Origin of the sequence: Brevundimonas sp. (assembly GCF_965278935.1) — a bacterium.
Taxonomy (GTDB): domain Bacteria; phylum Pseudomonadota; class Alphaproteobacteria; order Caulobacterales; family Caulobacteraceae; genus Brevundimonas.
Genome location: NZ_OZ257124.1, coordinates 299,537 through 322,007, shown reverse-complemented (window position 1 = coordinate 322,007; position 22,471 = coordinate 299,537). Strand labels below are relative to the sequence as shown.

The 22,471-nt window shown below is 67.8% G+C and carries 23 protein-coding genes; 11 read left to right on the top strand and 12 right to left on the bottom strand.

Annotated features, from left to right (window positions below; translation table 11 throughout):
- The first annotated feature begins 97 nt into the window (after window positions 1–97).
- Window positions 98–2,536 carry a DNA translocase FtsK 4TM domain-containing protein gene (locus ACQY68_RS01585; RefSeq protein WP_428151269.1) on the top strand — a complete coding sequence of 813 codons (2,439 nt, stop codon included), beginning with the start codon at window positions 98–100 and terminating at the stop codon, window positions 2,534–2,536.
- Between the two features lie 117 nt (window positions 2,537–2,653).
- Window positions 2,654–3,583 carry a hypothetical protein gene (locus tag ACQY68_RS01580; protein ID WP_428151268.1) on the top strand — a complete coding sequence of 310 codons (930 nt, stop codon included), beginning with the start codon at window positions 2,654–2,656 and terminating at the stop codon, window positions 3,581–3,583.
- A gap of 31 nt (window positions 3,584–3,614) precedes the next feature.
- On the opposite strand, the gene ACQY68_RS01575 is transcribed toward ACQY68_RS01580, so the two are convergent.
- On the bottom strand, window positions 3,615–4,238 hold the full coding sequence (locus tag ACQY68_RS01575) for a GNAT family N-acetyltransferase (RefSeq protein WP_428151267.1): 624 nt from the start codon (window positions 4,236–4,238) through the stop codon (window positions 3,615–3,617).
- Window positions 4,239–4,437: 199 nt separating this feature from the next.
- Here ACQY68_RS01575 and ACQY68_RS01570 point away from each other — a divergent pair, with 199 nt between their 5' ends.
- The 4 genes from ACQY68_RS01570 (at window position 4,438) to ACQY68_RS01555 (ending at window position 6,651) form a co-directional block, all read left to right on the top strand.
- On the top strand, window positions 4,438–5,082 hold the full coding sequence (locus tag ACQY68_RS01570) for a LolA family protein (protein WP_428151266.1): 645 nt from the start codon (window positions 4,438–4,440) through the stop codon (window positions 5,080–5,082).
- Between the two features lie 275 nt (window positions 5,083–5,357).
- Complete coding sequence (gene xth, locus ACQY68_RS01565) at window positions 5,358–6,152, top strand: exodeoxyribonuclease III (RefSeq protein ID WP_428151265.1); 795 nt, start codon at window positions 5,358–5,360, stop codon at window positions 6,150–6,152.
- 44 nt (window positions 6,153–6,196) lie between these two features.
- Window positions 6,197–6,376, top strand: a complete 180-nt coding sequence (gene relB, locus ACQY68_RS01560) for a type II toxin-antitoxin system RelB family antitoxin (RefSeq protein ID WP_428151264.1) — start codon at window positions 6,197–6,199, stop codon at window positions 6,374–6,376.
- The gene (locus ACQY68_RS01555) at window positions 6,373–6,651 is read left to right on the top strand and encodes a type II toxin-antitoxin system RelE/ParE family toxin (protein WP_428151263.1); all 279 of its coding nucleotides are present in this window, start codon (window positions 6,373–6,375) and stop codon (window positions 6,649–6,651) included. The genes relB and ACQY68_RS01555 overlap by 4 nt, the downstream gene beginning before the upstream one ends.
- On the opposite strand, the gene ACQY68_RS01550 is transcribed toward ACQY68_RS01555, so the two are convergent.
- On the bottom strand, window positions 6,648–7,334 hold the full coding sequence (locus tag ACQY68_RS01550) for a response regulator transcription factor (RefSeq protein WP_428151262.1): 687 nt from the start codon (window positions 7,332–7,334) through the stop codon (window positions 6,648–6,650). The two genes, ACQY68_RS01555 and ACQY68_RS01550, sit on opposite strands and share 4 nt — an antisense overlap.
- Window positions 7,335–7,400: 66 nt before the next feature.
- Window positions 7,401–8,120: a YggS family pyridoxal phosphate-dependent enzyme gene (locus ACQY68_RS01545; protein ID WP_428151261.1), complete on the bottom strand. Its 720-nt coding sequence runs from the start codon at window positions 8,118–8,120 to the stop codon at window positions 7,401–7,403.
- Here ACQY68_RS01545 and ACQY68_RS01540 point away from each other — a divergent pair.
- A complete protein-coding gene (locus ACQY68_RS01540) occupies window positions 8,119–8,769 on the top strand; it encodes a thiamine phosphate synthase (RefSeq protein ID WP_428151260.1) in 651 nt (216 codons plus the stop codon). The two genes, ACQY68_RS01545 and ACQY68_RS01540, sit on opposite strands and share 2 nt — an antisense overlap.
- Here ACQY68_RS01540 and ACQY68_RS01535 read toward each other — a convergent pair.
- Window positions 8,766–9,158, bottom strand: a complete 393-nt coding sequence (locus ACQY68_RS01535) for an NtrZ family periplasmic regulatory protein (protein ID WP_428151259.1) — start codon at window positions 9,156–9,158, stop codon at window positions 8,766–8,768. The genes ACQY68_RS01540 and ACQY68_RS01535 overlap by 4 nt on opposite strands.
- Window positions 9,159–9,550: 392 nt before the next feature.
- On the opposite strand from ACQY68_RS01535, the gene ACQY68_RS01530 reads away from it, so the two are divergent.
- From ACQY68_RS01530 to holA, 4 genes are all read left to right on the top strand, one after another.
- Window positions 9,551–10,000 (top strand): DUF3576 domain-containing protein, encoded by a 450-nt coding sequence (locus tag ACQY68_RS01530; protein ID WP_428151258.1) that lies wholly within the window; start codon window positions 9,551–9,553, stop codon window positions 9,998–10,000.
- Between the two features lie 228 nt (window positions 10,001–10,228).
- A complete protein-coding gene (leuS, locus tag ACQY68_RS01525; RefSeq protein WP_428152709.1) occupies window positions 10,229–12,826 on the top strand; it encodes a leucine--tRNA ligase in 2,598 nt (865 codons plus the stop codon).
- Window positions 12,827–13,309, top strand: coding sequence for an LPS assembly lipoprotein LptE (gene lptE, locus ACQY68_RS01520; RefSeq protein WP_428151257.1), 483 nt, complete (start codon window positions 12,827–12,829; stop codon window positions 13,307–13,309). It abuts the gene before it with no gap.
- Complete coding sequence (gene holA / locus ACQY68_RS01515) at window positions 13,306–14,358, top strand: DNA polymerase III subunit delta (RefSeq protein ID WP_428151256.1); 1,053 nt, start codon at window positions 13,306–13,308, stop codon at window positions 14,356–14,358. The genes lptE and holA overlap by 4 nt, the downstream gene beginning before the upstream one ends.
- Window positions 14,359–14,500: 142 nt before the next feature.
- Here holA and ACQY68_RS01510 read toward each other — a convergent pair whose 3' ends face one another.
- The 8 genes from ACQY68_RS01510 to rho form a co-directional block, all read right to left on the bottom strand.
- A complete protein-coding gene (locus tag ACQY68_RS01510; protein WP_298160315.1) occupies window positions 14,501–14,680 on the bottom strand; it encodes a hypothetical protein in 180 nt (59 codons plus the stop codon).
- A 25-nt stretch (window positions 14,681–14,705) separates the two neighbouring features.
- The gene (locus tag ACQY68_RS01505) at window positions 14,706–15,596 is read right to left on the bottom strand and encodes a ParB/RepB/Spo0J family partition protein (protein ID WP_428151255.1); all 891 of its coding nucleotides are present in this window, start codon (window positions 15,594–15,596) and stop codon (window positions 14,706–14,708) included.
- Window positions 15,597–15,617: 21 nt separating this feature from the next.
- Entirely contained in the window at window positions 15,618–16,433 is an 816-nt protein-coding gene (locus ACQY68_RS01500; protein WP_428151254.1) for a ParA family protein, read from the bottom strand.
- Between the two features lies 1 nt (window position 16,434).
- Window positions 16,435–17,064 carry a 16S rRNA (guanine(527)-N(7))-methyltransferase RsmG gene (rsmG, locus tag ACQY68_RS01495; RefSeq protein WP_428151253.1) on the bottom strand — a complete coding sequence of 210 codons (630 nt, stop codon included), beginning with the start codon at window positions 17,062–17,064 and terminating at the stop codon, window positions 16,435–16,437.
- Window positions 17,064–18,929, bottom strand: a complete 1,866-nt coding sequence (mnmG, locus tag ACQY68_RS01490) for a tRNA uridine-5-carboxymethylaminomethyl(34) synthesis enzyme MnmG (protein WP_428151252.1) — start codon at window positions 18,927–18,929, stop codon at window positions 17,064–17,066. Before mnmG ends, rsmG begins: the two co-directional genes overlap by 1 nt.
- Before the next feature lie 69 nt (window positions 18,930–18,998).
- Complete coding sequence (gene mnmE / locus ACQY68_RS01485) at window positions 18,999–20,294, bottom strand: tRNA uridine-5-carboxymethylaminomethyl(34) synthesis GTPase MnmE (protein WP_428151251.1); 1,296 nt, start codon at window positions 20,292–20,294, stop codon at window positions 18,999–19,001.
- Between the two features lie 151 nt (window positions 20,295–20,445).
- Complete coding sequence (locus ACQY68_RS01480) at window positions 20,446–20,679, bottom strand: DUF6489 family protein (RefSeq protein ID WP_428151250.1); 234 nt, start codon at window positions 20,677–20,679, stop codon at window positions 20,446–20,448.
- Between the two features lie 93 nt (window positions 20,680–20,772).
- Window positions 20,773–22,230: a transcription termination factor Rho gene (rho, locus tag ACQY68_RS01475; protein ID WP_428151249.1), complete on the bottom strand. Its 1,458-nt coding sequence runs from the start codon at window positions 22,228–22,230 to the stop codon at window positions 20,773–20,775.
- Between the last annotated feature and the right edge of the window lie 241 nt (window positions 22,231–22,471).

The following is a 22,471-nucleotide window of genomic DNA, read 5'->3' as shown; positions in this document are numbered from 1 at the left end:
CCAACCAGTCACCAGCCACCAGCCACGCCTTCGAGGTAAACAGCCCCTTAACCCTGAGCCTGCGACACTGGTCTCCAAGTCCGTCCGGAGCCTCTGCATGTCCGCAGCCCTTGCCATCAGCCAGCGCGCCCTCCTGGGCGCCCTCATGATCTGGGACGCCCCCTTCATGGTGCGGTTTCGCGGGATGCTGCAGGCCCTGCTGGCGACCCTTCTGGTCGTCGCCCTCGTCTCGTGGAACCCGGCCGATCCGAGCCTGAACGCCGCCTCCTCGACCGCCCCGACCAACTGGTTGGGAGCCAACGGCGCCTTGTTCGCCGACATCTTCATGCAGTCGCTGGGTCTCGCCGCCTGGCCGGCCGCCGCCCTGACCGTGGCCTTCGGCCTGGCCGCCGCCATCGGCGACGCGATCCAGCAGCGTCTCAAGCCCACGCCGTTGAAGGCGCTGGCCGCGTCCGGCGGCGTTCTCAGCCTGTCCGCCGCCCTGTCGGCCCTCGCCGCCCCGACCGCCTGGCCGCTGGCGGCCGGTCTCGGCGGCCTGTGGGGCGACGGGGTCATCGGCCTCGTCGCCTCCGGTTTCCGCGCCCTCGGCGTCCCCGGCGGAGAGATCATAGGCGGGGTCGCCTTCCTCGCCTTCGGCCTGTGGGCCTGCGGCTATGCCGTGGGTCTGCGTCTCAACGACTTCGCCGAAGGCGTCGCCTGGGCCTCGGGCCTGCGCCGTCCGGCCGAGCCCGCGTCGGCCGCGCGCCGTCGCCCCGTCCGGCCCGCCCCGGACGCCGAGACCACGCCGACCCGCGCCCCGCGCCGTCCGGCCCGGCTGGAGATGCCCCTCGACGATGAGGCCGAGGCCGAGGCCGAGGCCGAGGCCGACACGCCCCTGCCCTGGGACGAGCCGGTCCATACCCCGGCCTACGCCGCCCCGATCCCACGCGCGCCCGAGAACGAGATCAAGGTCGCTGCGCCCAAGCCCGCCAAGTCGTCGAAGAAGACTGTCGACGACGATCAGGCCGTGTTCGACTTCGTCCGGCCGGAAGGCGACTTCTCCCTGCCGCCGCTCGGCATGCTGGCCAAGCCCCAGGCCCGCGTCGGCATGGTTGACGAGACGGCCCTGAAGCAGAACGCCCGCATGCTCGAAGGCGTCCTGGCAGAGTTCGGGGTCAAGGGGGTGATCGACCAGATCCGTCCCGGGCCCGTCGTCACCCTGTACGAACTGGTCCCGGCCCCCGGCGTGAAGCACGGCCGCGTGGTGGCCCTGTCCGACGACATCGCCCGCTCCATGTCGGCCCGCGCCTGCCGCATCAGCGTCGTGCCGAACCGCAACGCCATCGGCATCGAACTGCCCAATCTGAAGCGCGAGACCGTCTATCTGCGCGACCTGCTGGCCTCGTCCGAATACGGCAAGCCGGCCCACATCCTGCCGCTGGCCCTGGGCGAGACCATCGGCGGCGATCCTTACGTGGCCGATCTGGCGCGGATGCCGCACCTGCTGATCGCCGGCACCACCGGCTCGGGCAAGTCGGTCGGGGTCAACGCCATGATCCTGTCGATCCTGTACCGGCTCAGCCCCGCTGAGTGCCGCTTCATCATGATCGACCCCAAGATGCTGGAGCTGTCGGTCTATGACGGCATCCCGCACCTCTTGGCCCCCGTCGTCACCGATCCGAAGAAGGCCGTCGTCGCCCTGAAATGGACGGTGCGCGAGATGGAGGACCGCTATCGCCGCATGTCCAAGCTCGGCGTGCGCAACGTCGCCAGCTACAACGAGCGCGCGGTGGAGGCCCAGAAGAAGGGCGAGCATTTCGAACGCACGGTCCAGACCGGCTTCGACGACCAGGGCCGCCCGGTGTTCGAATCCGAGAAGATCCGTCCCGAGCCCATGCCCTATCTGGTCGTGGTCATGGACGAGATGGCCGACCTGATGCTGGTCGCCGGCAAGGATGTGGAGGGCGCGGTCCAGCGCCTGGCCCAGATGGCCCGCGCCGCCGGTATCCACCTGATCATGGCCACCCAGCGCCCGTCGGTCGACGTCATCACCGGCACCATCAAGGCCAACTTCCCGACCCGGATCAGCTTCCAGGTCACCTCCAAGATCGACAGCCGCACCATCCTGGGCGAGCAGGGCGGCGAACAACTGCTGGGTCAGGGCGACATGCTCTACATGGCCGGCGGCGGCCGCATCACCCGCCTGCACGGCCCCTTCGTGACGGACCAGGAGGTCGAGGAGGTCTGCAAACACCTGCGCAGCCAGGCCGAGCCCGACTACCTCGACCTGATCACCGACGATCCGGACGGCGACGGCGACAACGCCTTCGACGAGGGCGGCGGCAACGGCGGGTCCGGCGACGACCTCTACGACCGCGCCGTGGCCGTGGTGACCCGCGACCGCAAGGCCTCGACCTCCTACGTCCAGCGCCGCCTGCAGATCGGCTACAACCGCGCCGCCTCTCTGATCGAACGCATGGAGCAGGAAGGCGTCGTCTCGGCCGCCAACCATGCCGGCAAGCGGGACATCCTGGCGGGTCCCCCGCCGATGGCGTGAGGCGCGGAGCGCTTCAGGCGGATCGACGGTCCGCCTGGGCGTTCTCTTCCAGGTTGACCTTATACACGCTCACGTCATCCTCCGGAGCGGCCCATGCGGCGGCCTTGGGAAAGATGGATGATGATCGAGTTTCTGATCGCAGCGACGCTGGCGATGTCGGCGCCGCAACCACAGCCGCAGGACATCCCGGACACCTCGACGCGGCTGGAGGATATCGAGGTTACCGGCCGGCCGCTCGAAGCCCTCATTCGAGAGTTTGTCGATGACGTCGCCGCCCCCAATGCCGGCCGCAACCTGGCGCGTTGGGACCGGGGCGTCTGCGTCGGGGCGGCCAACCTTCAGGCCGAGACCGCACAGTATCTGGTCGACCGGATTTCGACCGTAGCGGAGGACCTGGACCTGCGGCCAGGGCAGCCGGGTTGCACTCCCAACATCCTGATCATCGCCAGCGCGGACCCGACGACACTGACGGCGGAACTGATCGAACGCAGCCCGCTGTCCTTCCGGCCCGGCGGATCGGGCATGGATCGTGGCGGGGCCAGGCTCAGGGATTTCCGCGACAGCGACCGGCCCGTGCGGTGGTGGGCCGTCAGCATCCCCACCGACTCGGAGACAGGACAGCGGGCTGTCCGTCTGCCCGGCGACTGCAGCGGGAATTGCGGAAGCATCTACAACTATGCCCCGAATATTTCGGTCAGCTCGGCCTCGCGCCTGTCCACCCAGATCGTCGACGACCTGAACCGCGTGATCGTGGTGGTCGACGTCAACAAGCTGGAAGGCGTGTCCGCCCTGCAGTTGGCCGACTACGTCGCAATGGTGTCTTTGGCCCAGATCGATCCGACAGCGGATACCGAAGCCTACGCCACGATCCTGAACGTGTTCGACGCGCCGGAGACCGCCCAGACCCTGACCGACTGGGACCTGGCCTATTTGCGGGGATTGTACGGCTCCCAGCGGACCCAGGCCCTGCCCGGCGCCAACCGCTCCGAGGTCGCCTCCACCATCCGCCGCGCCCACCGCGACGCACGCCGGGACGACGCCGACTGAGGGTCCAGGAAAGGGCTCGCGCAGCGCGGGCCTACAGCCTGACCGCCGTCGTGTAGGGCGAGACTTCGCGCCAGGCGAGCGTCCGGTACAGGCGGGCGCCGTCGTCGGTGGCCACCAGAACCCCCGGACCCCAACCGTCGTGCTCGCCCTGAAGCGTGCGCATGATCCGGCCGCCCAATCCCCGGCGCCGATGCGTCTCCGCCACGGCGATACGGTCGTAGATCACATGGCCGTCGACCCGCACGGCCCGTCCGCGTGCCGCTTCGCGACCCTCCTTGTCGTCCAGCCGGGCGAAGCGGACCGGGCCTTCGGACCAGAGCTCCAGCCGATAACTCTCGTCGGTCTCGTCCACGGGCGGCATCGCGGCGTCCAGAACCATCACCGTTCCGGTCTGACGCACGTCCCAGAACGACGGCAGCAGGGGCCGAACACTTTCCGGTTCCGCGCAGACCTTGAGGAAAACGAAGGGCTCGGTGACCTCGGTCCCGCGCCGGCTGACGTCGTCGCAAAGATCCGCATAGACAAACCGCCGCAGCTGATCGGGCTGGCCGACCTCGATACGCCACGCCTCTCGATCCCGGACCGGCGCTCCGGCTTTACGGGTCAGGGCCCAGCCGCGTGCCCAGGTGGCGAAAAGTTCGGGATCGACGCTCATGGTCGGTGTTTCCCGGTTCCAACGGGCCGGCGCAATCCGCTTTCGGGAACCTTCCCGCCTGAACAGGGCTTCATCCCGCCGCCGGAATAAGGTCTAGCTGCCGTCATCGACGCGCCGCGTCCGCCTGTCAGAACGGCGACCTCGAAAACCATCCCGTCCCCCGGTCGAGCCGGAGGATGACGAAGGGAGAAAGACGATCATGACCCTGTCTCGCAGAGACCTCGGCTTCGGCCTCGCCGCCATCGCCGGACTGTCCAGCATGGGGGCCGCCCTGCCCGCGTCCGCTCAAGCCGCCCTGTCGGCTGAGGACCGCGCCACCCTGGCCACGGCCCAGACCTATCTGCAGAACCTGACGTCGGCGCAGGGCTCGTTCGTCGAGACCAGCGGCGCCCAGCGCCGGGAGGGCCGCTTCTACCTGCAGCGCCCGGGCAAGATGCGGTTCGAATACACCAATCCGGCCGGGCTTCTGGTCGTGTCGGACGGAAACAACGTCAAACGCTACGACCCGCGTCTGAACGTCTTCCGTCAGGTGCCGCTGGGCGCGACGCCGCTGTCGACCTTCCTGGCCAGAAACGTCCGTCTCGATCAGGGCGTGCGCATCGACCGGGTCACGCGGATGCAGTCGGGCGCCTTCGCCCTGACGGTGCGGGATGGCGGTCGCCCCAACGACGGTTCCGTCATTCTGGCCTTCTCCGGCAACCCTCTGCGGCTGCAGGAATGGACCATCACGGATTCGCAGGGCGGTCGCACCCGCACCCAGCTGACCACGCTCCAGCCCGCCTCAGGTCTGGCCGCCAGCCTGTTCCGCCTGACCGATCCGACCCAGCGTCCGCGTCGGAACTGACGGATTCACGAATCGTGAACCGTGTTCGGACGATCACAGGCAATCGCGCTCGACAGAGGTTTGACTATTTCCTAGGGCCGTGACACTTTGAGCACAGGACGGCGGCGGCCGTTCTTGCGCCCTCGGACTTCATCCCCTCCCGACGGCGGCGAGAGAGAAACAACCTTCACCCCCGGCGCACGGCGCCGGGGGTTTTTTGCACCTGTGTGGCGCTATCGCTCCCCGCGCGGCGGCTCTCTGCTTGAGCGCGGCCGCGCTTGCGCTAGACGAGGTCCATGCTTCGCATCGCCACCTGGAACATCAACTCCGTCCGCCTGCGCATCGACCAGGTCGCCCGCTTCGTCGCCGAGGCGAAGGTGGATGTCCTGTGCCTGCAGGAGATCAAATGTCTTGAGGACCAGTTCCCGCGGAACGCCTTCGTCGACATGGGCCTGCCGCATCTGAAGATCGCGGGTCAGAAGGGGTGGCACGGGGTCGCCATCGCCTCGCGCCTGCCCATCGAGCACTCGGACACCTTCCAGGCCTGCAAACTGGGTCACGCCCGCTGCGTCTCGGTCCGGGTCGCCGGGGTCGACATCCAGAACTTCTACATCCCGGCCGGCGGCGACGTGCCGGATCGGGAGCTGAACCCGAAGTTCGATCACAAGATGGATTTCTACGAGCAACTGACCACGACAATCACAGCCCAGGACCGGGCGTCGCGTCTGCTGATGTGCGGCGACTTCAACATCGCGCCCTCGGAGTTCGACGTCTGGAACCACCGCTACATGTCGAAGATCGTCAGCCACACTCCCCTGGAGGTCGAGACCCTGAACCGGTTGCAGGCTGCCGGAGGCTTCCACGACGTCGTCCGCGACGCCTACCCGGAGCCGCAGAAGCTGGCGTCCTGGTGGAGCTATCGCGCCCAGGACTTCCGCAAGTCTGCCCGCGGCCTGCGTCTCGACCACATCTGGACCTCGCCGGGCCTGACGCCGTCGGTCGTGCCGCGCTCGGCGATCATCCATGAGCTGGTCCGCGCCTGGGAACAGCCGTCGGACCATTGCCCGATCACGGTCGATCTGGACGTCTGATCGGCCGACTTGCGGGTTCGGCCGGCGAAGCGCATCTTTCAACCATGCCCGCCCTGTCGCCGATCGAATCCGAGTTCGCCTCGACCGAAGAGGCCGAGGCCTATGACGCCTGGTTCCGCGCCAAGGTGCAGGAAGCGTTGGATGATACACGCCCCGACATTCCGCACGATGAGGTCGTTGCCCGTGTGAAGGCGAAGATCGCCGCCCTCAGACAAGCCGGATGATCCTGCCCGTCCGGTGGTCTGCGACGGCCCTCGAAGACGTGGATGCGATGGCGACCTTCATCGCCGGCGATAATCCGATGGCGGCAGACCGCATGACGGATCTGGTTTTCGAGGCCGCCGAGAAACTGGCGGTCGGTCCCTATCACTATCGACCGGGGCGGGACCCAAGCACCCGAGAAGCGGTTGTCCACCCCAACTACATCCTCGTTTACGCGGTGCAGACAGACGCGATCCGCGTCCTGCGCCTGCTGCACGCCCGCCAGCAGTACCCCTAAGGCTGCAGGCGGTACCCGCCCGCGTCGGTCAGGAGCAGACGCGCCTGGCCGGGCTCGGGCTCGATCTTCTGGCGCAGGCGGTAGATGTGGGTTTCCAGCGTGTGGGTCGTGACCCCGGCATTATAGCCCCAGACCTCGGTCAGCAGTTCCTCGCGCGACACCGGCTTGGCCCCGGCGCGATAGAGGTATTTCAGGATGTTGGTTTCCTTCTCCGTCAGCCTGATCTTCTTGCCCTTGGGGTCGATCAGGACCTTGCCGGCGGGGCGGAAGGAATAGGGCCCGATCTGGAAGACGGCGTCCTCGGACTGTTCGTGGCTGCGCAGATGCGCGCGGATGCGGGCCAGCAGGACGGCGAACCGGAAGGGCTTGGTCACATAGTCGTTGGCCCCCGAGTCGAGACCGAGGACCGTATCGGCGTCCGAATCCTGGGCCGTCAGCATGATGACGGGGGTCGAGACCCCGTCCTTGCGCAGCAGACGGCACGCTTCGCGGCCGTCCATGTCGGGCAGGTCGACGTCGAGCAGGATCAGGTCGGCGCGAATCTCGCGACCCAGGCGCACGCCCTCCGTGGCCGTCGAGGCCTGGACGGTCTTGAACTCCTCGTGCAGCGCCAGCTGTTCGGCCAGAGCCTCGCGCAGGTCGTCGTCGTCGTCGATGATGAGCAGGGTCTTGGCTGTGGGCATCTGTCTAGAATGGCGAGGCTTGGGCCGAACGCCAAGGCGGACAGCGAAAATGACGCGGAATCTGAGCTAAGAGGGCGCGAAAGGCGGGTTTCGTTCCCCGAACAGCGCCGATCCGACGCGCACATGGGTCGCGCCGAGCCGGATCGCGGCCTCGTAGTCGGCGCTCATCCCCATCGAAAGGACCTTCAGCCCGTTGCGTTCGGCGATCCGGGCCAGAAGCGCGAAATGCAGGATCGGCTCCTCGTCGGCGGGCGGAATCGCCATCAGACCCTTGACGATCAGACCCTCCGCGCGGGCGGCGGCGATCAGGGCGTCGGCGTCGCGCGGCGCGACTCCGGCCTTTTGGTCCTCCTCGCCGGTGTTGATCTGGACCAGCAGGCGGGGCGAGCGGCCGATCTTCTGCGAGGCTGCGGCCAGGGCGCCGATCAGTTTCGGCCGATCCAGGGTCTCGATCACGTCGAACAGGGCCACCGCGTCCTCGGCCTTGTTCGACTGAAGCGGGCCGATCAGGCGCAGTTCGAGGTTGGGCAGGGCGGCGCGTCGATCGGTCCAGCGGCCTTGCGCCTCCTGCACCCGGTTCTCGCCGAAGACACGCAGGCCCGAAGCAAGCGCGGCGTCGATCAGATCGTCCGGCTGGGTCTTGGACACGGCGGTCAGGGTGATCGCGGCCGGATCGCGGCCGGCGGCCCTCGCCGCCGTCACTATGCGCGCACGGATCGTCGCCAGGCGGACGGCGAAACCGTCATCGGTGGACGCGGCTGTCGAAGCGGGGGATGAGGCGGTCATGAACGAACCGGAGACAACGGAGGACGGGGCCCGACTGTGGGCTGTGGCTCAGGCCTTAGCCCGCACCGCCGCGAATGTCAGGGGCGGCCAGCGCTCGCGGGTCCCGCCGATGCTGCTGTTTACCGACCCTGAGCGAACCCCCTGCCCGTGGGAGATCGCGGCGCGCATGCCGGCCGGGTCAGGCGTGGTCTACCGCGCGTTTGGCGCCGGGGACTCGCTGGAGACCGCCGAACGGCTCCGCGCCGTCACGCGGGAACGCGGCATGACCCTGCTCATCGGGCTGGACGCGGACCTGGCGGATCAGGTCGGCGCCGATGGCCTGCACCTGCCGGAGCGGGCCCTGTCGGCCGGCTATGCCCTGTCGGGGCGGCGACCGGACTGGATCCTGACCGGGGCGGTCCATTCGGTGGCGGCGGCGCGAACGGCGCGCGATCTCGACGCGGTGGTGCTGTCGCCGATCTTTCCGGCCGGCGGGGTTTCCGCAGAAAAGCCGGCCCTCGGGGTCGAGGCCCTGGCCCGTGCGACAGGCGGCCGGACACGGATCATCGCTCTCGGCGGGATCACGGCCGGAAACGCAGGCGACTTGCAGGGATCAGGCGCTTCCGGCCTAGCGGCGATCGGCGGATTGGCTGAAGCGTTCGCGCCCTAGAAGCGGAAAAGCGTTTCCAGACGCACGCGCGGCTGTGCGCGGCGGTCGGTCTCGGGCGCGCGGGCCGGGTCCTGTTCGGGCGTGGCCAGGCCGGCGGCGGCGCCGACGCGCAGGCGCGGCGACAGGCGGTAGTAGGCGCCGGCTTCGACGTCGCCCCATTCGGCCTCGCGGCCGACGGGCTGGTTAAGGTTGAAATCGAGACCCCAGCGACCGTTCTGGTTCCAGCGCAGGCCGCGACGCGGCGCGACCGGGGTCGAACGCTGGGCGTTGGAGGCCTCGGCAAGGGTCACGGCCGGGGCGCGCGAACGCGATTGGGCCGAGGCTTCGCCGGCGACGCCGACAAGGGCGACCAGACCGAGAGAGGCAGCGAGGATCGCCGACAGACGCATTTCCAACCCTTCGACCCGACGTTTCTCGCCGGACCTTCGTTCCTGAACCCGGCGTTTCCGCCCTGGACCCGCCGATTAGACACCGGTGGTCCGCCCGGTCAACGCAACGGCGCCGAACGAACGCGGTTCCACAGACTCTTCCACCCGCCTGTGGCGCAAGCGTCACGGGAAGGCGGCCCGAAGGTGTTCGCCGCGTTGGAGAAATGGTCGCGCGGCCCCGGCGCCGCAAGGAACCGCCGCATACGGATCGGCCTGGCTGTGGATTGCCTTGTCATCGCCCCTTTTGGGCGTGTTATAGAGCCGCGCTTGGCGAACGGTCGGGGACCGTCGCGCTTGCGCGCCCGCCCCCGCACCGGGAGACGGCGGGTCACACCCGAGGGAGACGACGTTCGATGGGTTTTGTTCGCGGCAAGACGGTCCTGGCGACCACGATGTTGGTCACGGGCGGTCTGCTCCTCTCCGCCTGTGGCGGCCTGCCCTTCACGGGCGGCTCGAAGCCGCGCACGACGGCCCAGACGGGTATCGGCGTAAACGCCTATCTGTGGCGCGCCACCCTCGACACGCTCAGCTTCATGCCGCTTCTGACCGCCGATCCGTGGGGCGGCGTGGTGAACTATGACTGGTACGTCAATCCGCAGACGCCGAACGAACGGTTCAAGGCGACCGTCTTCATCCTCGACACCCGCCTGCGCGCCGACGCCCTGAACGTCACGGTGACCAAGGAAGTCCGTGGCGCCGGCGGCGAATGGACCGCCTCGCCCGTGGCCGCCCAGACCGAGGCCGATCTGGAAAACGCGATCCTGACCAAGGCGCGTCAGCTCAACCTTTCGAACGCCGGCTAGTCAGCCGGCCGAAGGCCTTTTTCGAGATCGGTGACGGCCCGGCTGGCCCGGGTTCGTCACCAAGGTCACCAAGGCGAGGCAAGCCACGAAGGACACCAGGAGGTTCTCTGTGTGGAAGCCTCACCGCTCCCTTGGTGTTCTTGGTGGACACTTCGTGTCCTTGGTGATGAACCTCACACCCGAAAACGCCCCCGCCTTCGCCGGGGACGATGATTGATCGAGAATCCCGTGTCCGCCTCTCCGACCCGTTACGACCCCAAGACCGCCGAGCCGCGCCAGCAGGCGCGCTGGGCCGATGCTGACGCCTTCGTCACGAAGGATACGGGCCGTCCGAAATATTATGTCCTTGAAATGTTTCCCTATCCTTCGGGGAACATTCACATGGGTCACGCCCGCAACTACGTGATGGGCGACGTGGTCGCGCGTCACAAGCGCGCCCAGGGGTTCGACGTCCTGCACCCGATGGGCTGGGACGCCTTCGGCATGCCCGCCGAGAACGCGGCGATGGAGCGCGGTATCCATCCCAAGGGCTGGACCTACGACAACATCGCCTCGATGCGCGCCCAGCTGAAGCTGCTGGGTCTGTCGCTCGACTGGTCGCGCGAGTTCGCCACCTGCGATCCGGAATACTACGGCAAGCAGCAGGCCTGGTTCCTGGAGCTGTATCGGCGCGGTCTGGTCTATCGCAAGGACGGAACGGTCAACTGGGACCCGGTCGACAACACCGTCCTGGCCAACGAACAGGTCATCGACGGGCGCGGCTGGCGCTCGGGCGCCCTGGTCGAGAAGCGCAAGCTGAACCAGTGGTTCCTGCGGATCACCGACTATGCCGACGACCTGATCGACGGGCTGAAAACCTTGGATCGCTGGCCTGAAAAGGTCCGGCTGATGCAGGAGAACTGGATCGGTAAGTCCCGGGGCGCGACCGTGTGGTGGGACATCGTCGAGGCGCCGGCCTTCCTGCCCCCCTCGCCGGAGGGCGAACCCAATCACGCCCGCGACCCGATCGAGGTCTACACGACCCGGCCCGACACCCTGTTCGGGGCCAGCTTCATCGCCTTGGCCCCTGACCATCCCCTGACCAGGGCGATCGCAGAACATCGGCCGGACGTCGCCGCCTTCGTGACGGCCTGCGCCCAGACCGGCACCTCGGAAGCCGATATCGAGAAGGCGGAGAAGTTGGGCGTCGATCTGGGCGTAACCGTCCGACACCCCTTCGATCCCGACAGGAGCCTGCCCGTCTGGGCCGCCAACTTCGTTCTGTCGACCTATGGCTCCGGCGCCATCTTCGGCTGCCCGGCCCACGACCAGCGCGACCTGGACTTCGCCCGCAAATACGACCTGCCGGTCACCCCGGTGGTCAAGCCCGACGACGCCGAAGACGTCGAGATCGGAACCGAGGCCTATGTCGGTCCGGGGCGGATCTTCAACTCCGGCTTCCTGAACGGCATGGACGTCGAGGCCGCCAAGGCCGCCGCCATCGCCAGGGTCGAAGAGGCCGGTCAGGGCAAGGGCGCGACCATCTATCGCCTGCGCGACTGGGGCGTGAGTCGCCAGCGCTACTGGGGTTGCCCGATTCCCATCGTCCACTGCCCGTCCTGTGGCGTGGTCGAGGTTCCGGCCGATCAGCTGCCGGTGGTCCTGCCCGACGACGTGACCTTCGACGTGCCCGGCAATCCGCTGGACCGGCATCCGACCTGGAAGCACGTCAAATGCCCGTCCTGCGCCACGGATGCCGTGCGCGAAACCGACACCCTGGACACCTTCGTGGACTCCAGCTGGTATTTCGCCCGCTTCACCGACCCGACGGCCGCCGAGCCGATCAATGCCGAGGCGGCGAACCGCTGGCTGGCCGTCGATCAGTATATCGGCGGGGTCGAACACGCGGTCCTCCACCTGCTCTACGCCCGCTTCATCACCCGGGCCTTGTCGGACGCCGGCATGCTGTCGGTGAAGGAGCCCTTCGCCGGCCTGTTCACGCAAGGAATGGTGGTCCACGAGACCTACCGCCGGGCCGACGGCGCCTGGGTCGAGCCGACCGACGTCGACCTGACCAACGATGCGGGCAAACGCAGCGCCCGCCAGCGCTCGACCGGCGAGACCCTGATCATCGGCGACATCGAGAAGATGTCGAAATCGAAGAAGAACGTCGTCGCGCCCCAGGAAATCCTTGACAGCCACGGCGTCGACGCCGGTCGCCTGTTCGTCCTGTCCGACAGCCCGCCCGAGCGCGACGTCCAGTGGACACCCGGCGGCGTCGAGGGCGCGAGCCGCTTCGTCCAGCGCGTCTGGACCCTGTTCGACGGCCATGACGCCGATGCAACGGGCGATGCGGCGGCCGATGCGCTTCTGCTCAAGGAAACCCACAAGACCATCAAGGCCGTGTCCGAGGGGGTCGAAGGCTTCCGCTTCAACTCCGCCATCGCCAAGCTCTACGCCTTCGTGGCTACGATCCGCGACCACGAGGGCGCATCCGGCAAGGCGCGGCGCGAAGCCCTGTCGGCCCTGGCCCGGCTGGTCGCGCCCTTCACCCCGCACGTGGCGGAAGAAGGCTGGACCCGTCTGGGCGAGACCGGGATGGTTCTGGACGCCCCATGGCCCGTCTTCGACCCGGCCCTGGCGGCCGACGACGAGGTCGTCCTGCCCATCCAGATCAACGGCAAGCGCCGCGGCGAGATCACGATGCCGCGCGGCGCCGATCCCAAGGCCGTCGAGGCCGAGGCGCTCGCCAACCCGGCCGTTCAGGCCTATCTGGAAGCCAACTCGCAATCGATCCGCAAGGTGATCGTCGTGCCCGACCGCATCGTCAACCTGGTGGCCGGCTAGGTGTCGGCCCGCAGCCTGTCAGCCCTGGCCGCCGTCTCCCTGCTGCTCGCGGGGTGCGGGTTCACGCCTCTGTACGGCGACAGCGCCGGGTCGCCGTCGCTGAGCCGGATCTCGGTGACAACCCAGGACGACCGCCTCGGCTACCGCCTGCGCGAACAGCTGGAGGACGCGCTCGGCTGGAATCGCAACGCCGCGCCCTTCTACCGGCTCGAGACCGTGGTGCAGCAGAACCGTCGCCCGCTCGGTCGCCGGATCGACGACACCGCCACCCGCTATGAGCTGACGGTGCGCGCGGCCTGGACCCTGACGCCCGTCGCCAGCGGCGCAGCCCTGACGGGAACCGAGGCCGTCACCACCACCTATGCCGCCGCAGACCAGCCCTATGCCGCGATCGCGGCCCAGCAGGACGGCGAGGACCGCGCCGCCGCCGAGCTCGCCCGGCTGATCCGCGTCGACCTGATGCGGGCGCTCTCGGCGCCATGATCCTTGCGAAGCGGCCCGAGGTGGACCGCTTCCTGGCGAAGCCCGACGCCGGGATCCGCGCCGCCGTCATCCACGGCAAGGACCGCTCCGGCGTCGCCGAGCGCGCCGAGATACTGTGCAAGGCCATCACCCCCGACCTGAACGACCCGTTCAACGTCACCCTGCTGACCGACACGGACATCGACGGCGACGAGGCGAGGCTCGAGGAAGCCTTGACGGCCCTCAGCATGATCGGCGGACGGCGGCTGGTCCGTGTCCGTCTGGGCGGCGACAAGAGTTCCGTCGACAAGATGCTGGCGGGCGCCTTGAAGAGCCACGCCGAGGGCCTGTTCAACCCCGACTGCATGCTGGTGGTCGAGGCCGGCGCGCTCGGCCGCGACTCCGCCCTGCGAAAGGCCGCCGAGGCCGGCAAGGGCTCGGTCGGCATCGCCGTCTACGAGGATGAGGCCGGCGACATCGCCCGCATGACCCGCGAGGCCCTGGCCGTCGACAAGGTGGGCCTGACCACTGACGCCCTGGCCGCCTTCGTCGCCCGCCTGCCCCGCGAGCGCGGCCTGATGCGTCAGGAGATCGAGCGACTGGCCCTCTATGTCGGCCCCGGCTCCGGCCGCACCATCGATGTCGAGGAGCTGGAGGCCCACCTCGGCGTCGAGGCGGACGCCTCCCTGTCCGACGCCGCGCTCCAGGCCTTCGGCGGTCGTCCGGCCCCGGCCCAGGGCGGCCTGCGACGCGCCCTGGCCGAGGGCGAGAGCGCCGTCATGGCCGTCCGCTCCGCCTCGATCCATCTCGGCAAGCTGCGCCGCATCAATGTGCTTCAAGCTTCGGGCGCCGGCGCCAAGGAGGCCGCCAAGGCCGCGGGCGTCTTCTGGAAGCAGGAAAACGAGATGCTGCGTCAGGCCCGGGCATGGCGGCTGGAGGAACTCGACGTCGTTCAGGACAGCGTCAACACCGCCGACGTCGCCACCAAGACGACAGGCCTGCCCGAACACCTGATTGCCGAACGTCTCCTGCTGGAAATCGCCGCCAGGGCTCGCCGGTTGGGCCTTTAGCGTCGATCGGCGCAGCGCGAATTGCCGTTTTCGGACAGATGGCCGTAGCCATTGTCGTTGAAATCGCCGGATGCCGCAGTCTTTGCGTCGTCGAAATCGCCTCGAACTAACCGCTCTGCGCTTCAGCCTGCATTGACAGCCATCAGCCCCGCTTCGACGCCTTCCTGAATGCGGGTTTGGCCAGCGCCGTATTTCTCGCGCTGACCGTCTGCTCCGGGTGTTTGCCGGGCTTGAAGGCCGGCCCGCCGGGCTGGCTGGAAGCCTTCTTGGCCGCGAGGACGCGTTTCAGGGCTTCTGCGGGGGTCTCGGGCGTGTCGGTCATGACGCCACCCTAGCACACGCCGGTCTTACTGACGCATCAACCGGCGACAGAGGTCGTCCAGCTGTTCCAGACTGGCGTAGGACAGGGTCAGTTCGCCCTTCCCTCCACGATCCGCCAGCACGATCTTCATGCCGAGGGCATCGGCGAGATCCTGTTCCAGGGCCGCGATGTCGGGCGAGGCGGACGCCTGCGCTCCCACAACCTTGCCCGCCTTCGGCTTCTGCTCGTCCTGTGACTTGCGGGCCAGGGCCTCAGCCTGACGGACGTTCAGGCCCTGGTCCACGACCTGATCGGCCAGGGCGTCGGGATCCCGGGCCGTCAGCAGGGCGCGGGCGTGACCGGCCGACAGACGTCCCTCCAGCACGTGAGTCCGGGCGCCCGGCGTCAGTTGCGTCAGGCGAAGGGTATTGGCGACGTGGCTCCGCGACTTGCCGACGATGCCTGCCACCGCGTCCTGGGTCCGCCCGAAGCGCTCCATGAGCACGCCATAGGCGGCGGCCTCCTCCAGCGGATTGAGGTCGGCGCGCTGGACGTTCTCGATGATGGCGACCTCGAGCACCTCGAGGTCGTCCATCTCCCGGACGATGATCGGCACTTCGGTCAGCCGGGCGGCCTGGGCCGCGCGCCAGCGACGTTCGCCGGCGATGATCTGCCAGACGCCGTCCTCGCCGGGTTGCTGACGCACCAGAATGGGCTGCAGAACCCCCTTGTCGCGGATCGACAGGGTCAGCTCGTCGTGGTCGGCCCTGGTGAACTGCTTGCGCGGCTGATCCGGGTTCGGCTTCAGGCTCTCGATCGGAGCCGACATCACGCCCGTGGGCAGGACGGCGCCCGGCGCGACCGACACGGGCTCGTTGACAGGCTCGCCCATCAGGGCGGACAGGCCGCGGCCCAGACCTCTTTGACGTTCAGACAAACTCTTGATTCCGTATCGTTATCAGGCGGCGAGGCGGCGGCGTTCGCGACCGACCACCTCCTTGGCGAGCTTCAGGTAGGCCTGGCTGCCGGTGCATTTCAGATCGTAGATCAGGACCGGCTTCCCGAAGGACGGCGCCTCGGACACCCGCACGTTCCGGGGGATCACGGCCTCATAGACCTTGTCGCCGAAGTGGGCCCGGACGTCCGCCGCGACCTGTCCCGACAGAGCGTTGCGGCGGTCGTACATGGTCAGGACCAGACCCTGAATCTCGAGGGTCGGATTCAATGATTGACGGACCATCTCGATGGTCTTCATCAACTGCGTCAGCCCTTCCAGGGCGAAGAACTCGCACTGGAGTGGGACCAGAACACCGTCGGCCGCGGCCATGGCGTTGAGCGTCAGCAGGTTCAGCGACGGCGGGCAGTCGATCAGCACATAGTCGTACCCGGTATGACCGTCCGTCGCCTGGCCTGCGAGGGCGTCCCGCAGGCGATAGGAGCGCCGGTCGGCCTGGCTCAACTCAATCTCGACGCCCGACATATCGGCATCGGCCGGAATGATGTGCAACCCGGGTACGGCCGTAGGCACCGCTGCGTCGTGCACGGACCGACCGTCGACGATCACGTCATAGATGGTGATCCGGCGTGTTTCACGTGGAACACCCAAGCCCGTGCTGGCATTGCCTTGCGGGTCCATGTCGACGATCAGCACCTTCTCGCCGATGGCGGCGAGGGCCGTCCCGAGGTTGATCGCGGTCGTCGTCTTGCCCACCCCGCCCTTCTGGTTGGAGACGGCGAGGACGCGTGGAGCCTTCTTCGGGGATGGCTTGGTCATACTAACCACGTTGCTGATTTCCACGGCTGCGCAGGCTCCGGACTGTAACGATGCGGCCCCTCGGATCGCTGCGCGAGACCGAAAGCTCAGCTTCGACATGCCAGGACTTCGACGCCTCCTGCAACTCGATCTCGGCCTTCTCTCCCTTGAGAAACAGACCTTGTGCACCGCGAGACAGGTAGGGCTGTGCATAACCCAGCAGCTTCTCCATCGGCGCCACGGCGCGGGCCGTGACGACATCAACCTTGAGCGCCTGCTCCTCCGCCCGACCCCAGACGACGGTGGCCGGAAGGGCCAGTTCATCCACGATCGTCTGCAGGAATCGACAACGCTTCTGCAGGGAATCGATCAGCCAGACATGGGCGTCCGGTCGTCCCTTGACGAGGATGGCCAGGACCACACCGGGGAAACCTGCGCCCGCGCCAAGGTCCGCCCATGTCCTGGCGAACCCGGCGAGATCCAGCAACTGCGCCGAATCCCAGGCGTGACGGTTCCAGAAATCCGGAATACTGTCGGGTCCGACCAGGTTCATGACTTCGTTCGCCTCGGTCAGCATCGTCCGAAACCGCTCGAGGTCGGCCATTCGCTCCGGCCAGGCGCCGGTCGCCTTCTGAAATTCGTCCGCGGTCATCAGGCTGCGATCGCCGTCTTTTTCACGTGCGACAGGAGCGCCGTCAGGGCGCCGGGGGTCACCCCCTCGATGCGACCCGCCTGACCAAGGGTGCGGGGCTGGACCAGAGACAGCTTCTCGCGGACCTCGTGCGACAAACCGCCGATGGCCGCATAGTCGAGGTTGGCCGGAAGGGTCAGGGCCTCTTCCCGACGCAGGGCCTCCGCGTCGGCGGTCTGACGGTCCAGATACCCCGCATAGCCCGCATCGATCTCGACCTGCTCGCGCACGGCCGGACTCCAGTCGCTGATCGCCGGGAAGGCCGCAGCGAAGGCCGACAGGTCCACACCCGGATAGGCGAGAAGATCCCGCATCGAGCGGCGCTGGCCGTCGGGGTTCACCGTGATGCCGAGGCCCTGAGCCTCCTTCGGCGTAAACTTCGTCTCGCGCGCAAAAGTCGTCGCCTCGAGCAGGGCCGCCGATTTGATCTCGAAGGCGCGACGACGCTCCGACGAGACAATTCCGGCCTCTACGCCAAGCGGGGTCAACCGTTGATCCGCGTTGTCGGCCCGCAGAGTCAACCGGTACTCGGCACGGCTGGTGAACATCCGGTAGGGCTCGGTCACACCGCGCGTGACCAGATCGTCGATCATGACGCCGATATAGGCCTGGTCCCGCCCCAGCACGATTTGCGGCGACCCGGCGGCCGCGCGGGCGGCGTTCAGGCCCGCGATCAATCCTTGAGCGCCCGCCTCCTCATACCCGGTCGTACCGTTGATCTGACCGGCCAGATACAGGCCCGGCCGACGCTTGACCTCCAGCGCCGGGGTCAGTTCGCGCGGATCGACGTAATCGTACTCGATCGCGTAGCCGAAGCGGAACACCTCGACCGCTTCCAGCCCCGGCATGGTGCGGAGGAAGGCCATCTGGGTCTCCGGCGAAACGGAGGTGGAAATGCCGTTCGGATAGACGGTCGGATCATCCAGACCTTCGGGCTCGAGGAAGACCTGGTGCGAAGTCTTGTCGGCGAAGCGGACGACCTTGTCCTCGATCGACGGGCAGTAGCGGGGGCCGACGCCGGTCGCCTTGCCGCCATAGACGGCACTCTCGCCGAGGTTGGCGGCGATGATGGCGTGTGTTTGCTCGGTCGTGTGGGTGATGCCGCACGCGATCTGGGGCACGTCGATCTTGCCGGTCAGGAAGCTGAAGGGCACAGGCTCGGCGTCGGCCTCCTGCATCTCCAGTCTGTCCCAGGCGATGGTGCGACCGTCGAGGCGCGCAGGCGTGCCGGTCTTGAGCCGGCCCATCTTCAGGCCCGAGCCGTAGAGGTCCGCAGCGAGGCCCGTCGACGGCGCCTCACCGTGACGTCCGGCCGGGATGCGCTCGCCGCCGCGATGGATGACGCCATTAAGGAATGTGCCGGTCGTCAGGACCACGGCGCCGGCACGCAAATCGACGCCCTCGCCCGTCGTGACACCGACCACGCGGTCGTCGTCGAGGATCAGGGCCTCCGCAGTCCCCGCCATCAGCGTCAGGTGCGGATAATCCGCCAGCTCGGCCTGCATGGCCTCGCGGTACAGACGACGGTCGATCTGGCTTCTCGGACCGCGCACGGCCGCGCCCTTGGAGCGGTTCAGCAGGCGGAACTGGATGCCGGCCTTATCGCCCAGCCTTCCCATCAGCCCGTCGAGCGCATCGATCTCCCGCACCAGATGGCCCTTGCCCAGACCGCCGATGGCCGGATTGCAGCTCATTTCGCCGATGGTCTCGAGCTTCTGGGTCAGCAGCAGGGTTCGGGCGCCGACGCGCGCCGAGGCGGCCGCGGCCTCGCAGCCGGCATGGCCGCCGCCGATCACGATGACGTCGAAGGTCGAAGGGGAGGTCATGGCGCGGGACATAGGGGAAAAGGGGTCGAAACGCCACCAATGGGCTGTTTCACGTGAAACAGCGGGCGGTCACTTTCCGATACAGAAGGTCGAGAAGACTTCATCGAGGATGTCCTCGACTCCGATCGCGCCGGTGACCCGGCCTAGTGCTTCGGCGGCGCGGCGCAGATCGTCGCCGGCGAGTTCGGGCGCGGAGATCAGATGGCTCCTCGCCGCCTGAACAGCAGAGGCCGCTTCCGACAGACGCCGCCGATGCCGCTCGCGAGTGACCGCCGGGAAGTCGGCGCCGGAAAGATCGCGAGCCAGGCGTACGGCCAGCGCATCGTGCAGATCGCGCAGACCCTCGCCGGTGAGGGCGCTGACGGCGATGCCGTCCTCAGACGACGGCGACAGATCAGCCTTGGTCCAGACGATGAAATCGTCGGGTCGGGCAAAGGCGGCGGCGTCGCCCTCGGGGTCGCCCGGTGCGCGCACCCAGAGACGGAGGTCGGCGGTTCCGGCCCGGGCGCGGGCCCGGCGGACGCCCTCGGCCTCGACCACGTCGTCGCTTTCACGCAGGCCCGCCGTATCGGACAGGGTCACGGCATAGCCGCCGATGACCAGGTCGGCGTCCAGCACGTCCCGTGTCGTGCCGGCGATGGCGGTCACGATCGCGGCCTCCCGCTCGACCAGAGCATTGAACAGGGCCGACTTGCCCGCATTGGTCTCGCCGATCAGGACGATGCGATAGCCCTCGCGCACCCGACGGCCACGATCGGCGTCAGCGAGCGCGGCGGCGAGGTCGGCGGTCAGGCGGTCGAGCACCGGCCCGGCGGAGGAAGCCAGATGGTCGGGCACGTCTTCGTCCGGGAAGTCGATCTCGGCCTCGACGAGGGCGAGGGCCGTCAGCAGGTCGCGACGGAAGCCGGCGTATGTCTGGCTCAGCGCGCCGTCGAGCTGGCCCAGGGCCTGGGCCGCCTGAGCGGAGGTCTCGGCGTCGATCAGGTCGGCGACCGCCTCGGCCTGGGCCAGGTCCATGCAGCCGTTCTCGAAGGCCCGGCGCGTAAACTCGCCGGGGTCCGCGGGACGCAGGCCCAGCGCGACAAGAGCCGACGAAACGGCGTCGATGACGGCTCTACCGCCGTGCAGGTGAAGCTCGGCGCAATCCTCGCCCGTGTATGAGTTCGGGCCGGGGAAGCGGAGGACCAGGGCCTGGTCGAGACTCTTCCCGTCGTGGCGGAGGGTGCGGAGGCACGCGAGGCGCGGCTTGAGGTCAGGCGCCCCAAGGCTCGCGAGGGCCTGATCGGTGGCGGGACCGGACAGGCGGAGGATGGCGATGGCCCCACGGCCCGGAGGAGTGGCGAGGGCGAAGACGGTGTCGGTCATTGTGTCTGTCTCCTCCCCATTTTTTGGGGAGGTGGCGGCGAGCTCTTCGCGAGCAGAGGGAGGGGTTCTGGACGGCAGCAAGAACCCCTCCGTCTCTTCGCTCCGCTCCGAGCCACCTCCCCATGCTCCGCATGGAGAGGAGACGAGGCCGTCACTTCGGCGTCGTCACCGCAGCCTGCATCAACTGACGGAACTGGTCCTGAGCCTGGAGGCCGAAGCTGGTCCAGGTCTTCATCAGCTCTTCGGGCTGCATGGCCGACATATTGGCGTCCATCCGCTTTTTCATCTCGGACACGAGGTGATCGTTGAGCGGCTCGACGTCCGGCAGACCCAGAAAGGCGCGCGCCTCGGCCGGTGTGCACTCGACTTCCACATTGACCTTCATCGCATGTCGCTCCGTGTTTCACGTGAAACATCGACCCAAAACGGTCGGCCCTCAAGCCGCTTCGAACCGCGTCCGAAGCGATAGAGCCCAACCTTATGTGTTCATCGACTGGAAGAAGTCCGCGTTGCTCTTCGACTGGCGCAGCTTGTCGAGCAGGAACTCGATCGCATCCTGCGGACCCATCGGGTTCAGGATGCGACGCAGAACGTAGGTCTTGGTCAGCTGGTCCTTCGGCGTGATCAGCTCTTCCTTGCGGGTGCCGGACTTCAGCACGTCGATGGCCGGGAAGATGCGCTTGTCGGCGACCTTGCGGTCCAGCACGATTTCCGAGTTACCCGTGCCTTTGAACTCTTCGAAGATCACTTCGTCCATGCGCGAACCCGTGTCGATCAGGGCGGTGGCGATGATGGTCAGCGAACCGCCTTCTTCCACGTTCCGCGCGGCCCCGAAGAAGCGTTTCGGCCGCTGCAGGGCGTTGGCGTCGACGCCGCCGGTCAGGACCTTGCCCGACGACGGGACGGTGGCGTTGTAGGCGCGGCCCAGACGGGTGACCGAGTCGAGCAGGATGACCACGTCCTTCTTGTGCTCGACCAGGCGCTTTGCCTTCTCGATCACCATCTCGGCGACGGCCACGTGGCGGGTGGCCGGCTCGTCGAAGGTGGAGGCCACGACCTCGCCCTTCACGGTGCGCTGCATGTCGGTGACTTCCTCGGGGCGTTCGTCGATCAGCAGGACGATCAGCGAGACCTCGGGGTGGTTGGCCTCGATCGACTTGGCGATGTTCTGCAGCATCACCGTCTTGCCGACGCGCGGCGGAGCCACGATCAGGCAGCGCTGGCCCTTGCCCAGCGGGGCCACGATGTCGATGACCCGGCCGGAGCGATCCCGCAGGGTCGGATCCTGGATTTCCATGGTCAGCCGCTCGTTCGGATAGAGCGGGGTCAGGTTGTCGAAATTGACCTTGGTGCGGACCGTCTCGGGGTCCTCGAAATTGATCGTGTCGACCTTGAGCAGGGCGAAGTAACGCTCGCCCTCGCGCGGGCCGCGCACGGCGCCGTGCACCGTGTCGCCCGAGCGCAGACCGAAACGGCGGATCTGGGACGGCGACACATAGATATCGTCCGGACCCGGAAGGTAATTGGCGTCCGGCGAGCGCAGGAAGCCGAACCCGTCGGGCAGCATCTCCAGCGTGCCGGAGGCGATGATCTCGACCTCTTCGTCGGCCAGGGTCTTGAGGATGGCGAACAACAGGTCCTGCTTGCGCAGGTTCGACGCGTTCTCGATCTCCAGCTGTTCGGCGAAGGCGACCAGCTCGACCGGGGTCTTGTCGTTCAGTTCCTGAAGGGTGATCCGGCCGGACGGGACGACGGGTTCGCCGTCTTCCTCGGCACCCTCGGCATCGTCGCCGATGTCGGCGGCCACGTCGGCGTCATTGGCCCCATCTTCCTGGGACGTGTCCGCCTGAGAGGTGTCCTCCGCGGTTTCAGGCGTCTGGCCCTCGAGCGCCTCGGCTTCGGGAGCGGTATTGTCGGTGTCGCGGACGTCGGTCATGTCGGAACTCTGGATTCACGCCGTCACGGCCCGGCGTCGATAGACGTCAGGCGGGGACGATTGGAGAAGTCTGGCCTCGCGGCCGGAGGGGGAGCGTCGGGTCCGAAGGCGGCCTAAGGCTCTGCGATCGGTCGGCGCGAAGAGAAGGGCAGCGCCGCGAACGACGCCTCACCGCCAGCGGAACCACATTCCGGGCGTCGGGGTCAAGCGGCACGCAGAAAGTCTCCGCCCTATCGCGGCT

Excerpts from the sequence above, each read along its gene's own strand:
- ACQY68_RS01585 (WP_428151269.1), top strand. The coding sequence starts at position 98 with ATGTCCGCAGCCCTTGCCATCAGCCAGCGCGCCCTCCTGGGCGCCCTC.
- ACQY68_RS01580 (WP_428151268.1), top strand. The coding sequence starts at position 2,654 with ATGATGATCGAGTTTCTGATCGCAGCGACGCTGGCGATGTCGGCGCCG.
- ACQY68_RS01575 (WP_428151267.1), bottom strand. The coding sequence starts at position 4,238 with ATGAGCGTCGATCCCGAACTTTTCGCCACCTGGGCACGCGGCTGGGCC.
- ACQY68_RS01570 (WP_428151266.1), top strand. The coding sequence starts at position 4,438 with ATGACCCTGTCTCGCAGAGACCTCGGCTTCGGCCTCGCCGCCATCGCC.
- xth (WP_428151265.1), top strand. The coding sequence starts at position 5,358 with ATGCTTCGCATCGCCACCTGGAACATCAACTCCGTCCGCCTGCGCATC.
- relB (WP_428151264.1), top strand. The coding sequence starts at position 6,197 with ATGCCCGCCCTGTCGCCGATCGAATCCGAGTTCGCCTCGACCGAAGAG.
- ACQY68_RS01555 (WP_428151263.1), top strand. The coding sequence starts at position 6,373 with ATGATCCTGCCCGTCCGGTGGTCTGCGACGGCCCTCGAAGACGTGGAT.
- ACQY68_RS01550 (WP_428151262.1), bottom strand. The coding sequence starts at position 7,334 with ATGCCCACAGCCAAGACCCTGCTCATCATCGACGACGACGACGACCTG.
- ACQY68_RS01540 (WP_428151260.1), top strand. The coding sequence starts at position 8,119 with ATGAACGAACCGGAGACAACGGAGGACGGGGCCCGACTGTGGGCTGTG.
- ACQY68_RS01545 (WP_428151261.1), bottom strand. The coding sequence starts at position 8,120 with ATGACCGCCTCATCCCCCGCTTCGACAGCCGCGTCCACCGATGACGGT.
- ACQY68_RS01535 (WP_428151259.1), bottom strand. The coding sequence starts at position 9,158 with ATGCGTCTGTCGGCGATCCTCGCTGCCTCTCTCGGTCTGGTCGCCCTT.
- ACQY68_RS01530 (WP_428151258.1), top strand. The coding sequence starts at position 9,551 with ATGGGTTTTGTTCGCGGCAAGACGGTCCTGGCGACCACGATGTTGGTC.
- holA (WP_428151256.1), top strand. The coding sequence starts at position 13,306 with ATGATCCTTGCGAAGCGGCCCGAGGTGGACCGCTTCCTGGCGAAGCCC.
- ACQY68_RS01510 (WP_298160315.1), bottom strand. The coding sequence starts at position 14,680 with ATGACCGACACGCCCGAGACCCCCGCAGAAGCCCTGAAACGCGTCCTC.
- ACQY68_RS01500 (WP_428151254.1), bottom strand. The coding sequence starts at position 16,433 with ATGACCAAGCCATCCCCGAAGAAGGCTCCACGCGTCCTCGCCGTCTCC.
- rsmG (WP_428151253.1), bottom strand. The coding sequence starts at position 17,064 with ATGACCGCGGACGAATTTCAGAAGGCGACCGGCGCCTGGCCGGAGCGA.
- mnmG (WP_428151252.1), bottom strand. The coding sequence starts at position 18,929 with ATGACCTCCCCTTCGACCTTCGACGTCATCGTGATCGGCGGCGGCCAT.
- mnmE (WP_428151251.1), bottom strand. The coding sequence starts at position 20,294 with ATGACCGACACCGTCTTCGCCCTCGCCACTCCTCCGGGCCGTGGGGCC.
- ACQY68_RS01480 (WP_428151250.1), bottom strand. The coding sequence starts at position 20,679 with ATGAAGGTCAATGTGGAAGTCGAGTGCACACCGGCCGAGGCGCGCGCC.
- rho (WP_428151249.1), bottom strand. The coding sequence starts at position 22,230 with ATGACCGACGTCCGCGACACCGACAATACCGCTCCCGAAGCCGAGGCG.